The organism is Neolewinella aurantiaca (assembly GCF_008014675.1).
Classification (GTDB): Bacteria; Bacteroidota; Bacteroidia; order Chitinophagales; family Saprospiraceae; genus Neolewinella; species Neolewinella aurantiaca.
The window spans coordinates 129,982-143,683 of sequence record NZ_VOXD01000007.1 but is presented as its reverse complement, the minus strand read 5'-3'; the positions used below and the strand labels follow the sequence as shown (position 1 = coordinate 143,683).

Annotated in this window: 9 protein-coding genes; 1 reads left to right on the top strand and 8 read right to left on the bottom strand. The window is 45.5% G+C overall.

Annotated features, from left to right (window positions below; translation table 11 throughout):
- Positions 1–173: 173 nt before the first annotated feature.
- The 4 genes from FUA23_RS06570 to FUA23_RS06555 form a co-directional block, all read right to left on the bottom strand.
- Positions 174–1,526, bottom strand: coding sequence for a site-specific integrase (locus tag FUA23_RS06570; RefSeq protein WP_147929929.1), 1,353 nt, complete (start codon positions 1,524–1,526; stop codon positions 174–176).
- Between the two features lie 526 nt (positions 1,527–2,052).
- A complete protein-coding gene (locus tag FUA23_RS06565; protein WP_147929928.1) occupies positions 2,053–4,212 on the bottom strand; it encodes a S9 family peptidase in 2,160 nt (719 codons plus the stop codon).
- Positions 4,213–4,636: 424 nt separating this feature from the next.
- Positions 4,637–5,191 carry a GNAT family N-acetyltransferase gene (locus FUA23_RS06560; protein ID WP_222706996.1) on the bottom strand — a complete coding sequence of 185 codons (555 nt, stop codon included), beginning with the start codon at positions 5,189–5,191 and terminating at the stop codon, positions 4,637–4,639.
- A 28-nt stretch (positions 5,192–5,219) separates the two neighbouring features.
- Positions 5,220–6,299, bottom strand: a complete 1,080-nt coding sequence (locus FUA23_RS06555; protein WP_147929927.1) for a hypothetical protein — start codon at positions 6,297–6,299, stop codon at positions 5,220–5,222.
- Positions 6,300–6,576: 277 nt separating this feature from the next.
- Here FUA23_RS06555 and FUA23_RS06550 point away from each other — a divergent pair, with 277 nt between their 5' ends.
- Positions 6,577–6,960 carry a phage integrase N-terminal SAM-like domain-containing protein gene (locus FUA23_RS06550; RefSeq protein ID WP_262713696.1) on the top strand — a complete coding sequence of 128 codons (384 nt, stop codon included), beginning with the start codon at positions 6,577–6,579 and terminating at the stop codon, positions 6,958–6,960.
- 73 nt (positions 6,961–7,033) lie between these two features.
- Here the strand turns inward: FUA23_RS06550 and FUA23_RS06545 are convergent, their stop codons facing one another.
- From FUA23_RS06545 to FUA23_RS06530, 4 genes are all read right to left on the bottom strand, one after another.
- Complete coding sequence (locus tag FUA23_RS06545; RefSeq protein WP_147929925.1) at positions 7,034–9,202, bottom strand: hypothetical protein; 2,169 nt, start codon at positions 9,200–9,202, stop codon at positions 7,034–7,036.
- 93 nt (positions 9,203–9,295) lie between these two features.
- A complete protein-coding gene (locus tag FUA23_RS06540; RefSeq protein ID WP_147929924.1) occupies positions 9,296–10,480 on the bottom strand; it encodes a HEPN domain-containing protein in 1,185 nt (394 codons plus the stop codon).
- 382 nt (positions 10,481–10,862) lie between these two features.
- Entirely contained in the window at positions 10,863–12,209 is a 1,347-nt protein-coding gene (locus tag FUA23_RS06535; protein WP_147929923.1) for a TolC family protein, read from the bottom strand.
- A 94-nt stretch (positions 12,210–12,303) separates the two neighbouring features.
- Positions 12,304–13,647 (bottom strand): HlyD family secretion protein, encoded by a 1,344-nt coding sequence (locus FUA23_RS06530; RefSeq protein ID WP_147929960.1) that lies wholly within the window; start codon positions 13,645–13,647, stop codon positions 12,304–12,306.
- Positions 13,648–13,702: the final 55 nt, after the last annotated feature.

The window sequence follows — 13,702 nt, the reverse complement described above, 5'->3', positions numbered from 1 at the left end:
GCGGTATCGGTGCGGGTTGGGGTGGTGGGGTGTTTTGTATTCGCTTGCATATTAAAGGGGGGTGGTGGCCGTTGTTCGGCCGGGTTAAATGAATCGCAAAGTCCTATCTTTGGGCTTTACTAAGTATTTTTTTACGGGCGGTCCTTTGCGGGGCTGCCCTTTTTTGTTGTGGTTTATACTGCTCTTAATTTGCCTTTATTCCATGCGTCGTTAAGGTCACGGCCCAATTCTAACGCCAGAGTTTCAGCGTCGCGAACGTCGTACCCGTCAAGCTCTGACAACGTAGTATGCCCGGTCATTTTTTGTATCTGATCGTCGGGGGCTTTCATTGATCGTAGTAACCCAACGGCGGTCCGGCGGGCGGCGTGGCTTGTTATCTTTTCCCATTTGAGGAACTCCGTTCCTTTGTGATCTACCTTTTCCCGGTCGTTATAGACTGTAATTTTAGCGTCTGGCAAAGCCTGTTTTACAACCTCTTTTAAGTAGTCGTTAAAACGTTGCCCGCTGATCTTTGGCGGGTTAAATTCACGTCCTCCGATATAACCGTATTTTTCCAGCGTCGGTACAACCCAATCCATAACAGGCCCGCCAGCCTCTTTACTTGTTTTCTGTTGGCTTTGGATAAAATAGCGGTAGCCGCCGCCGGGCAACTGGCGGAAGTTCTTAGGGGTCAAAATACTGTAATCGCTCCAACGTTGAGCCGTTGCAACTCCGATCAAAAACAAGTCCCGTACCCGCTCCAACCGCGGCGCGTCGGATAAGTCCAAAGCTATAACCCTATCAAGTTCGGCACGGGTTAGGGCGGGTTGGGGCATCTTTCTAAAGTCCTGTTTGGCCCAACTACGGAACCGCCGCCCGTAGGTCATTAAATCCCGATCTGCGGCCCTACTAGCTATGCTGCGTAACGTAACCATTACTTTATGAACTGTGCGCCGGTTGTGGCCTTTCGTGCGAAAAAGGAACTTTTTAAAGCCCTCAATAAATATTTCGTCTACCTCTTTAAAAGCTACCGTTCCACCGTGCCGGAGGTCCGCAAATTCTCTTAGCAAGTTCACATGGTTGTTTAATACTTTCCACGTCCCGCGTTTAATCCCGGTGCTGTCTTTTCGATGATTCCTAACGTCTTCGGCAAACCGTACAAAATCGGAGGTATCTAGCTTTTCCGTTTTATCCTCCGGGCGTTCTGCAAACCCTAAGCGGTATTCTAATTCCTGTTTGAATTTGGCGGCGTTGTAGTTCGCCAGCCCCGCCGGGGTGTTAAGTTCCCAATCATTAAACAGGGTGACGGCGGCGGCGGCGTAACGGTTTAAGCGTTCGTTTAGGGCTTGCGTTTGAGTATCGCGGGCGCGTACTATTGCACGGTTGGTTTTCTTACTCCAATTGTTAGGGTTGACCTTTTCCCCGGTTGACCATTTGACCCGCTTACGGTCAATGCTTATTACTAAACTAATAAGCGTATTTGCGCTTTGGTAGTCTTTTAGTTCAAACCGTGCCTTCGCGGCCCTCTGTCGGCGTTGTCTTTTCATTTTACTAAGTATTGCACACCAAAGTTAGGCAGGTGAGCAATTTAGTGTGCAAGTAATTGCCTACTATTTTTTGTCTTTAGTCGCTTTTTTTTTCAAAGTACCAGTATTTATTGGACTTTTACTAAACTCTCATCATCATCAGTAACAAAGCAAAATACAGGGTTCGAATCCTGTCATCCCGACCACTAAGACCTTTCAGTTTCGACTGAAAGGTCTTTTTTATTTTCCAATGGCCATCCTCCAATGGCCGCTAAAAGTTCGGGCGCGAGGGGAGGTTGAAAGCGATGATCTGCCAACCGTCACATACCGATAGCTTTTTGCGCGGGAGTTCGTGATTGGCTTTGCTTGCTCTTAAAACCTCCATTGCATCCTGCGTGCGCGCCACCTATTTCTTTTCTCTTCAATCTCTGCCTATTTTTTCGTGCGGGTAAACGCTTCAAACGTCTCATCGATCCGGTTAGGGTGATGTTTCAATTCGGCGTCGTTTGTGTTTTTCCACCGGCCGTTCTGCTTGCTGCGGCAAGCATTACTCAGACGGCTCGGCCAGGTGCCGGTCAAAGTATTCGATGATTTTGCCAAACAGGTAACGATCATAATGGCGCTCACGGCTCCATGCGTGCGTAGCCCCTGGCGCAAACGCAAAGTCGAAGTTTTTCCCCTGCTTAATCAATTCTTCAGCTAATGTAGCCGTAGTTTTGAATGGCACCACATGATCCTGCATACCGTGGATGAACAGGAGTTTCCCTTCCAGATTCGCCGCATATTTGAGCGCTTTCCTTTCGAAGATATCCGGGTGCGTCTCGGGGCGACGAACAATTGCAACATCATCGGTGCCAAAGAACACCGGATCGACCGCCGCGGCGGCGGCAATACCTACCTGGAATAATCCCGGCTTCATCAGCATAGAATAAACGGAAAGTGTGCCGCCATAACTGCTGCCCCAGATACCGATGCGCTCGGGATCTACGTAAGGCAACGACTCCATGAAGGCAACGGCACTCGCGTAATCATCGATGTCCTCCCCCGCGAAGCCCAGCAAAAATTCTTCGCGGAACGCCCGGCCATAACCGTTGCTGCCACGGGAATCCACCTGCACGATGATATATCCCTTTTGGACCATCAGCTGTTGCACAAGACTGTAGTTACCGGCCCATCGATTCCTCGCTGTATTCGAATACACAGGCCCGAACACCACTGGATATTTCTTACCGGGCTGCATATTAGCCGGTTTCAGAATCCGGGCGTGCAGCGTGTAGTCATCAATGAGACTGGGGAAACTGACGTATTCAGCAGCGGCCCATGTCCGCTCCGTGAAGGCGGGCAAGGGTGAGTGAGTTACCCGCGTAGCGTCACCACCATTACTGCTTACTACGTAAAGCTCGGCCGGTGATGTGTCGTCGTTGTGCGTGAACACCAGGTGCCGGCCATCCGGTGAGGGGTAGCCATCGTTACGGCCAGCAAGGCGCGTTATCTGCTCGGGGTCGCCGCCGGATGTATTCAGGCGGTACACGTGCTGCTCGTAGGGATTAACACCGTTGCCAGGATAAAACATTGTGCCACCAGCAATTGCGGGGGCGGACAGAACATCGTAAGACGGGTCCGTCAGGAGCTGCGGCTCATCTCCGGGCGACGAAGGATCAATGACGTAAAGGCCATAGCGATCCCCCATGTCACTTAAGAGAATGACCTGTTTTCCATCCGGATGCCACGCAGAACCGAAGGAGGTATACATACGGCTCTCCCGAACGCCCCGCCAGATCTCGCGCACCTGGCTTTCTCCGGGTGCAACGACGAACAACTTGCGTTCAACCGCCGTGTCGGAGGCGATGTCAACCAGCAGCGCACCTTCCGGTGACCAGTTGAAGTCAACGATTTGGTTGGCATGCGGGTCCGGTAAATCGAGGTAGGTGATATTACCGCTTTCTACATCGAGCAGACCAACCCTACGAATCTCGTTCGGATCACCCGGGTACGCCCGGCGTACCTCGTTGGGGTTGGTTTCGGCAGCGAGGTAATCCGGGAACGGCACCTTTCGCATCTCGCGCCGGTCGACGGCGTGAAACGCTATGGTTTTGCCGTCCGGAGACCACTTGTACGCTGGCCCACTCCAGATGCCCGGACCGATTTCACGGTCCGGCCGGCTGTAGCGCCCCTGCGGTACGCCCGAGATACTGGCGACGCCGATATCAGTAAGTTGACGGTTCTCTTCCGAATGGAAGTCAGCCAGCCACAAGTCACCGTCTATTATGTACGCTGCCTGGCCGCCAACGGGCGATAGTGACAGGTTATGCGCACCAGCCCCGACGGGCATAAGCGGGAGGTCTTCTTCCTGGCTCAGCGACGTCTGCCACAGGTTGTTGCCCCGCAGACTGACAATTGTGTTCGCGTCGGCCCAAACGATATCGCGCACTGAGGCGGATGCAGTATCGGCACTGAGGCGTACCCTCTCCCCGTTGCTTGGGGATACCCAGAGACCACGGCCGGAACCTCCTGGTTCATTCCAGGAGAAAGCGAAATGCTCGCTGTTCGGAGCCCATACAGGCCGGGACGGGCTTGTTCCCGTCAGTTTTGGCGTTGCGAATAGCTCATCGAGTGTCAGTTCACCTTGCTGCGCTGAGGCCGTTGCGGACATCGCCATAAGTAAGCCGGTTACTATCAATACTTGCCAAAAAGAGGTATGATGCATGTGTTTGTTTTATTGACGGTCTGGTAAAATTGCCTTGTACGGCTCAAACAGGCGCCCGCCGCCGTTGAAGCGTGCGCTTTCTATGGCTCCATCAGGTTGTTCCTCCTGGTTTTCTTGTCACCTCCTCTCTAATGTGGAACGAAAGTTGGGAAGACAAAGCCCCGGCTCAAACCAATTAACGATCCTGAAATCAGCAAGGTACCAGCCATCCGGCCGCTCGCAAAGTACGGTAAAACCGTAAGATCCGTAAGTGATTTTCAGCGGCAAAAGTGTAAATTACCATAAGATAAGGGCGCAAACTGGATCGTGGGATGGCGGGTTAGTCCAACAAAAGCGCGACGTCAGGCCCGACTGCGTCAGGGCTGCCTTTGAGCTTTAAGTGTTGGGTGAATTTTCTTTTTTTGTTATTTCTTAAGCTTTGAAGCTATAACTCTTTGAACATTATATAGGTATCTATCAAACCTAATCTGGCATGTCTGAATCCTTTCGGTGTTGTACCTATTATTCTAAATCCAAATTTTTTCCACAATTTTACAGCTCCTATATTTGAACTCACAACAATATTGAATTGTATTCCGAAGTACCCACTTTCTTTAGCAAAAGAAATTGAATGCTCGCATAACTTTTTCCCAATGCCTTTTCCTTGTTCTTCTGGATTAACCATATAACTGCAATTAGCAATATGATTTCCTAAATCAATTTGATTTGGCTTGATAATATAGGTGCCTAATATTTTGTTTCCTTCCTCTGCAATAAATGTTTTCATATAATCTGCAAACCAATATTTTTTCAAATCAGATTTTGGCGTTTTTGGTGAGAAAGTATAAGTATCGCCAGTTTTGATTACCTCTCTGAATATTTCCCAGACTGGCTCGAAATCTTTTTCTGTAGCTTCTCTAATTTGCATTGATTTTTTCTTTTTTTTAATTGATGCCAACGGTTGGCTATGCGCCGTGCGACGCAGGAGCATGGACGTCATAGCCTGTGTTATATGAATTCCACTTTGATTAGGTCACACAATTACAGACAGTTGATCTGCTTGCATGCCTAATCGTGATATTTTTGCCTCTCTCAGAAATATAAAGATCCTTGTACCAACAAATTCCACAACTCTCGGTCATAGTATGACTTGCAATTAACACATCAAGAATTCCATCCTGATTGACATCCGTCACTAATATGATAATTGGCGTATTAAAGTCAGCGTGGCGTCTTAAACTCTGCTGACCCCTTAACTCTAACGGTATCTCATTCAGGTTAAAACTCCTATTGGTAACTGAATACGAAATACCATACTTAATTTCATTTTTGCTATCATTAGCATCTACGAATGCAACACCTCGCAACACATGGTTCGTATTTCTGTAATAAAATTTGTACGTCTGCTCTGGATACAAAAATCCAAATTCTTTACACCTGTCATTATAGCCACTTTGATATTCATTCAATAGATTTTCATCTTCGTATGTTTCTAGCTTATTTGCTGACCCCAAAATAAAGCTATTCCCAAATTCCGAATTTACAATTATTCTGAATGGGAAATTAAACCATATATCGTCATATTTTTCTTTCAATTCAGTTGAGAAATGTTGTCTCAACTCGAACTGGATGTATATTTCTCTCAACTTAATAGAGTCTGAAGTATGGGATAATTCATAGTAGTTATAATTATTAGAAAATTCAATAGGGTCGCAACTGAAACCATGCTCAAACATCACATAGGACAATGTATCGTTAGGCTCAGTAATAAAACTTCCTCTTATTAGGTACCCACTAAAAACGAATCCTTCGATATCCTCGAATGAAACATGATGCCAGAAACCATTAAGCCCCTCTGAAGTAAACCTGTATTTAGCATCTATAGCATCTAATTCACCATACTCATAATATTGTTGTACATCGAATGGCATCCCTTTTCCTAAAACATGCTTACCAAAAGGTATGGATACTAAAACCTTTGAATCAATCTCAGGGCCTTCACGCAGTTGAAGTCCACTTTGAGCCATGACAGTATATTCTACATCATACCCCATCAAGAAACTAGTGGAAAGCAATAATAGTGAAGCTGTTAGCAGCAAGTGTTTCATTTAGCATGTAATTTATTGAGTATAGCTTAATCTTCAATTATACTATTTTGTTGTTTCGTACAACGGATGCACCAACGCAGCCGGGCCTTAGCCCGGTTGACGGTGGCGCTGTGTTGAACTAAGCCGCTTCGCGCCAACCGCTACCGCGCCATGACCAACCCGCCTCCTAAAAATACCCCTATCTTACCTATTAACCAAACCATTCCATCGTGACTAAAAAAAGTCCCGGGCTCAGATAGCCCACCACCTCGATTGTCAGCCGGATCTCGACCGGTTCGTGGCCCATTTACGGGTTGCGGATATGACATCGAGTACCATTATCAACTACGCCCGGTCGCTGCGCGACCTTATGGAATACCACCATGCGGAAGCCGATGCCATCACCGCCCGGGATATCCTCGTCTTTCTTGCCGAGCGGGAAAAATCAACAGGAAAATCCACCCTCAACACCCTTTGCTGTGCGCTGAAATACTTCTACGGCAAAGTCCTCGGCGACCCCGACCGCATTTTAGCTAAAATCAACGGATTCCAGCCTGGATTTTTGACTTACCGGCCTCTTGTTCTTCCCTGTGAACCATGGCTTTGCGCCTCCTTTCCCACGATCCGGACAGGCGGCTTTGGTTCAATGCCCATAGGGCCGGATCGTGGGATGGCGGGTTAGTCCAACAAAAGCGCAACGGCAGGCCCGACTGCGTCAGGGCTGCCTTTGAGCTTTAAGTGTTGGCTGCATATAATTATTCTTCTTCATAGGCATTCAATCTATTAATTAGATCTTCATAATCTAAATACCATTGTTGCAAATAGATATTGTTTCTTACGTTTAATATGCTATAACTTGAGCTATCATAAGCATGTCTATGAATAGAAGTCTTGGGATTAATAAACCTAATCAAGTCATTAAGAGTCCAATTTTCACCATCTCTTAACTTAAAGCTTGATATCTTTCCATCTAGCTGGGCGAGCCTCCACGTCCCCCTCTCAAAAAAATTCTCAAGTTCATTAATTGTTCTTACACTGAATCCATTAGCTTCGAATCCCCACATGCGTCTATTAGTAGTTACAGCTAATCCTTTAACTTTATAGTCTTTCCTGTCTCCTAATTTGACCAATTTAGCGAACTGCTCCCATATTCTATCATCATCTAAAGCAGCACAATTGTATTCTAACTGAGAACCAGCCTTTTGCATAACTCCTAGGACTGTTCTATCTTCATATACAGAAATCGGCTCAATCCCGTCTTTACATTCGATTACTAAAACTAAATTATTTTTAACTGCAAAAATGTCTATATCAGAATTTGGTTTTCCTTTATAAAGGAACTTCACATCAACCTCTTTTAAAACATCAAATCCATTAGCTGATAGCAATTTTTCTATTCTGCTTATCAGTTGATCATATGATTTAGTTTTAAGTGAATTTAGGTTAATTTTCTTACGTGCTTGATTTAAAAAAACGTTTCTCCCTAAATTTGACTCATAACCCACAGTTGGCAAGTAAATATATATTCCATCAATGAACAATATAGGATTATATTGCAAATCAAGAAATTTATCTTTTCCTGCTTCCCAAGTTAAAGAATCCAAATATTCATCTATTTTGCTTTGAGGTAGCATTGAATATTCAAAAAGACTATAAATATCTTTCTCAAATGAAAACAGCGGATAGCTAATGATCGTAGTCGATGAATCATCTGTCGTACGTAGCCGTAGTGAGTACGCAAAATACATCAACCTAAACATCCTATTCAAGACAGTAAACTCAAACATTGTAAGCGAATTAGACACCTTGAAATCTCGAATTTGATCATACGTCATATTCATCTGCTTAGAAATTGCTATCTCATTAGCCCACTCCTGCTGAGTAAATGTTCTTTTATCCTGAGAAAATGCTAAACTCAAAAGAGTAGAATCTATCTTTGGAACATATCTGGAATAAGGTTCTTCCAAAAATATTACAACATTCTCTACGTGATCCCATATATACTGTAAAAATAGTTCATCTGATAATGCACCCTCCAAGTTCTTCATATTCCGTTTATAATCAACAACATTTTGTGATTGACTAAATATTCCTTGGATACTCGAACATTTTGCGGCTCTCTCATTAGACCAATAAAAGATAAGGCGACCGTCATCAACAGTACAACTGTACTCTAATGATTCGACCATAATTTCTTGTTCCATTAACAGTTTTAAAATAGTTGCCTCAAATGTCAATTTTTCTAGTGTGCCATTTTCAATAAGACTTTTATCGACTCCATTAGTGTCCTGTGCAGTAAGTTCATATCTATCGTCATACTCTTGAATAAGAAACGATATACCTTCAAGTAACTGCTCTTTATTGAAATATTGTGAGTCTATTATTGCATCTACATTCCTATTGCCTACATTAAGTGGCTCAAATATATATTCAGCATATCCTAAAATCGTTCTAATAAATTTATCTGAAGATCTTCTGTACCTTGAATTGATTCTCTGTAACTCTTTTACAATACCTTTATATGTAGATTTCATTTCGTCATAAAGAACTTCCATTTTTTTTAAATTTTCAAAGTATTCAGCTATTTCCGGAACAATAATTAGCGATTTTATTTTCTGTAAATTTTCTATGTAATACTTAATAGGTGATGAAGATTTGTTAATATATGTACTGTGCCTTAAAACAGACATTCTCAAAACTCTATTATTAAATTCCTTCTCATCGATAAAATATCCGACAATTAGTAAGGATGAGATATAATTTACCTTGCCTGGTACTACAATCATATCAGTAATGGTAGCTTCAACATCCTTAATTATTGACTTCTTTCTAGACTTAGAAACTTTGCTGACTTGATCAATTATCAATGAATAATCATTATTTATCTTACACTGCTTAAGTGATCTTAATAAATTATCAACCATGATTCTATTTTTTTATTGCAGCCAACGTCCCGGCTAAACGCAGGTGGGGCGCATAGCCCCACTTGCCGTTTTAGCCATTGTTCGGTGCATCTTTTAATTATCTTTTAAGAAGTGTATGTATTTTGGGTCTTTTATATATTCTTTCAGAACAACCCTTAAAATCTCATACACTTTACCAACTAATACATCAAATCCTTTCTCGTCTCCGTCATCATACTTCCCTAATGATTTAATATATTTTTTTATTGCTTTAAAATTACCATGAGCGATATTTGACCTCTGATTATAAATTGTAGTTAATAATTTTTTCGTTTCGATCAGGTCAATTGAATCATCATTCTTGTACAACAAAATCGAAGTCTTTAATTTGAATTGTTTGCTAATTGAATCTTCAACATTGAATCGATTAAAATTAGGGTTATGGGTTAATAGAAGTTCTATCACACCTACTAAAGAAACCAGTTTTTGCTTATCATCATTTATTTTGCTATTGACATTCGCTAATAAAGAACCGATATACATAATAGTATCGTATTCGTCATTTAAAATTGGCTCTATTTGATTTGCCCAGTCAATTATATTATTTAAACTAATTGATAATTGATACTTCCATGGAGGAGAATGTTCAGAATTATCTCTTGGAAGTGATAAGCAGAAAAAAACTATATTTCTATTCAGTTCTCTATTGATGTGATTAAGTTGATTAAAGTCTTGTTCATATGGCACAATTAAATCTCCGTAATAATCGTCGTCTTGGTCTGGTACTATTAAGTGAGAAAGAAATGAAGAATAGTGATATGCTTCTTCAAACTTCTTAAACCTAATATGTGTACCGTCAAACCAATTTAGCTCTTTTGTGTCTGATTCTTCATCTACTAAGAACTTCGTGTTTATTATGAGTTTTGAACTTGGTTGAGAATGTGATTCATCTGCATCGTATCTTATGACCACCCACATTTGAGCAAGGTTTTTTAGGCTATTATCTTGAGTTAATTTGTCCTTGAATTTTTCAACGTATTCCGATTTAGGCAGGCTCTCTAAAAATCGATTAATTGTAAGTTCAATCGTGATAATGTCTTTATTTTCATGCTCAGGAGGGAATCTCATATCTCCAAAGGAGTATGCTTCAGGTACATTATTGTAAGAGGTATTTATTATTTCATATAGTTCTTCTATCTCCTCATCTGTCCTAAGATTATCAAGGAATAGTTTTCTATTCTCACTTAATAGAATCCTATTTTCTAAAGGATGAATATATGTTGTTAATATATAATTCATTTGTTTTTTTGTTTTTCTTAGTTGCCGCTAACACAATTACACACGCATTGCGCGTATACCTCATATCTCTGCTGTACACCAGTTGCGCTTTAGCCCTGCCAATATACAGTAAACACGCAACTTATCACTCCTGACGGATGAAATCGTAACGGCGTGATTACCGCCAATATCCCGCTACTCAATACCGATCCAACGAGCTAATCTCCCGCTGACGCTTAGTCGTGGAGATGTGAGGGTAAATTGGGGCAGTGGTGCTGTAGGCACGGCCCGACAGTCCCTGAAGGGCGCAACGATGCGGGGCATGCCCTACTTATCTCTCAGGCGAATCACCAAAGAGAAACCGCCTGTAACGAAGTAATGATTTCCGGAGGCCCAACTTTCGCTACTCCACTGCCAAAAGGAAACGGTAGGTAGCTACCAGCTTCTCCCGTGCGAAGCGTAGTTTCACCACACTCAACCGTGCTTTGAGCAGGGCTTGCTGGCGGGTATTGACCAAGAATTGGGTACTCTCCCCCAGCGCGAACAGTTCCTGTTCGGCGGCGAGTAGGCGGGCGGCCTGATCGGCCAAAAGTTCGCCGGAGGCGATCTGGCTGGTGTAATCCTCGATAGCCTGGCGATAGGCGAGTGCTTTTGTTCGCAGTGCCTGACTCTTGTCGGTCAGTTTGTTTCCGGATTCAACTACTTTAAGCTGAGCCAACTGCGCTCCGGCTCTTGCTTTGCGGTTGAGCAACGGATAGCTTGCCGTCAAGCCCATTTTATAGGCTTCGGACAGGACGTTATCGGTTTCGGGCAGATCGAAGCCGTCGCCCAGCAGGTAATATTCCAGGTTGAGGGTTGGTTTGCGGGCTTCGTTTTTCAGTTCCAGGCTGAGCCTGGCGTCGGCCAATGCGAGGGAAAGCTCGGTCAGTTGTGGATGCCTGGCCAGCGCGGAGGTATCAGGGAGTGGCCCTACGGAGACGGGAAAAGCTTCGGGGCTGTCGTTGGGGGTGAGTGGCCAGTACAGTTCGGCCAGTGCCTGGCCGGCAAGATCGCGGTCTACCCGTGCGGCGGCTACCGCCTGGCGCTGAAGGCCGAGATAAACGGTCGCCTCCAGTGTGTCTACGGCAGGCTTATCTCCCTGCCGTACAAGTTGTCGGTAATCCACCAGACGTTGTTGCAGTGCGGCCTCTATTTCTTCGTTCAGTATAACGGAAGCGTCGGTAAAAGCCCATTCCAGGTAGCGTACGCGAAGGTCGTACCGCAAATCATTACGGATCACATCGGCTGCCGCACGCTGGCGGTCGGCGGCCAGTTCTCCTTTTCGGAGGCCGATTCTGGTTTCGTCGGTGAGGAGCCCGCGCAGCAATGGTAATTTAAGCGCCAGGTAGGCCTGGCCTTGCTCCGGCAGGGTCCTTTCTGCGTTGAGGTAGGTGCCTTCGGCCACTTGGTAGCCCCCGGCAATCTTCAGTGCATACGGGCTTTGCCAGCTGACCTCCGCCTTGCCGTAATCGTAGTATTCCGTGCCCTTGAAATCCTTGCGATCGTACGCAATATCTATTTTGGGATCGAGGGCTGCGCGGCTGGCCAGCGCCTCTGCGATGCCCCGTTCTTCAACGGCGTCTGCCGTCTGTGCCAACGGATGATTACTCATAACCCAGGCCTTTACTTCCTCCAACGAAAGTATATTTTGCGCGGACGCAGGAGCTGTGAAAGTTGTAAGGAGCAGGGTAAACAAAACTATCTTTCTCATCGGCCTACATTGCTATTTAAAAACGAAATTCTGCACCTGCACTCGTGCCTGATTATCTCTGCCCCGGCTCTTCGTCCTCAAGCCGGATTATATGTTACTTAATAACCGTCCGAACGGGCGCTTTAACCTTCAGGCCTTCTTCAGACTTGGTCTGGTAACGGTCAACCTGGTAAAAGTCGGGCGGGAAGGCATTCAACTGACGCCATCCTTCGTACCACAATGGCACATTGCCCAGCAATACAACTCCCTCCGCCCCCGAGCCCGGTCGCAGCGCGGTTGGCCAGGACCGGCCATCTTCTGACGGAGCAACAAGTACCCGGTAAAGTCCTTTGCGGTCAACGGTATTGTCGATCGCGACCACACTCCCCGTAAAAGTACCGTAACTCATGCCTGGCCAACCACTGAACACAACGGCGGGCCAACCGTCAAAGATGAAGCGAACCTCCTGGCCAATGCTCACCAATGGTAAATTGAAGGGTTCCACAAACATTTCTACTGCCGAGCGGAAAGTTCTGGGCAAAATCGTAACGATAGCCTCTCCTTCCTTGACCGTTTCGCCGATACCGGGGGTGAGAATTTTACCAACTACACCGTCCTGAGGCGCGGTAACATAGCCAAAGTCGCGACGGATACGGTAGTTCGTTTCGCTGGTTTCGAGCTTAGCGACGTCACCAACTGCGGTATAATACTGCGTCATGGCGCTTTGCCGATCACCTTGTGCTTTAGCGATCTTACCCTGATAGGTCGGTTCAATTGTGGCGAGGCTCAGCTCGGTCTGTTCCACTTCGGTTTTCGCCTGATCGAGTTTGTTCTGCAGTGCCGTCAGTTTGGCCCTTGCTTCTCTCGTTTTCAGGAGTTTTGCTTCGGCATCAGACAGCGACTTCAGGCCGCGCCCGTACAGGCTATCGGTACGCGCTTCCTGAAAGGCAGCAACCGCCACCTGGGCTTCCTGCTGCGCCAGATCGGCCTCCAGGGTGGAAACGTAGAGCCTGCTCTGCTCGAGTTTATTACGCCCTTGTTCCAGTTTCAGGACCAGTTCCTGCCGCATAGTAGCAATCTGCCGGTCGAGTGCAGCAGCCTTAGCCAGGTAGCCATCGGCGCTGTTGCTTTTTGCGTCGCGCATAGCCGCAGTTCGTTCAATGAGTTGGGGATCGAAGTAGTCAGACTTCACCTCACTAAGGCGGGCGATCGTGTCGCCTCTTCGCACAGTATCTCCTTCAAGCAAGTACCAGGCTTCTACTCTTCCGGGAATAGTTGCGTGGACCGACTGGGGACGATCAGCGGCCCCCAGCGAGGTGACATTTCCTTTTGCCCGGAAATTCTGAGTCCAGGGCATAAAACACAGGATGAGGAAGAAGATGAGGCCTACCATGATCCACCTGCGGAATAAGTACTGACCATTGGGCAAGTCCACTTTTTCTAAAGCAGACAGGTTCATGGAAGTCACGTTATGTAGTACACGTTGTCGGGAGAGGTTCAACATAATTTACCAA

What these genes read in the sequence shown, in the direction of transcription:
- FUA23_RS06535 (WP_147929923.1), bottom strand. Translation starts at nt 12,209, where the DNA reads ATGAGAAAGATAGTTTTGTTTACCCTGCTCCTTACAACTTTCACAGCT.
- FUA23_RS06555 (WP_147929927.1), bottom strand. Translation starts at nt 6,299, where the DNA reads ATGAAACACTTGCTGCTAACAGCTTCACTATTATTGCTTTCCACTAGT.
- FUA23_RS06570 (WP_147929929.1), bottom strand. Translation starts at nt 1,526, where the DNA reads ATGAAAAGACAACGCCGACAGAGGGCCGCGAAGGCACGGTTTGAACTA.
- FUA23_RS06540 (WP_147929924.1), bottom strand. Translation starts at nt 10,480, where the DNA reads ATGAATTATATATTAACAACATATATTCATCCTTTAGAAAATAGGATT.
- FUA23_RS06565 (WP_147929928.1), bottom strand. Translation starts at nt 4,212, where the DNA reads ATGCATCATACCTCTTTTTGGCAAGTATTGATAGTAACCGGCTTACTT.
- FUA23_RS06530 (WP_147929960.1), bottom strand. Translation starts at nt 13,647, where the DNA reads ATGAACCTGTCTGCTTTAGAAAAAGTGGACTTGCCCAATGGTCAGTAC.
- FUA23_RS06545 (WP_147929925.1), bottom strand. Translation starts at nt 9,202, where the DNA reads ATGGTTGATAATTTATTAAGATCACTTAAGCAGTGTAAGATAAATAAT.
- FUA23_RS06560 (WP_222706996.1), bottom strand. Translation starts at nt 5,191, where the DNA reads ATGACGTCCATGCTCCTGCGTCGCACGGCGCATAGCCAACCGTTGGCA.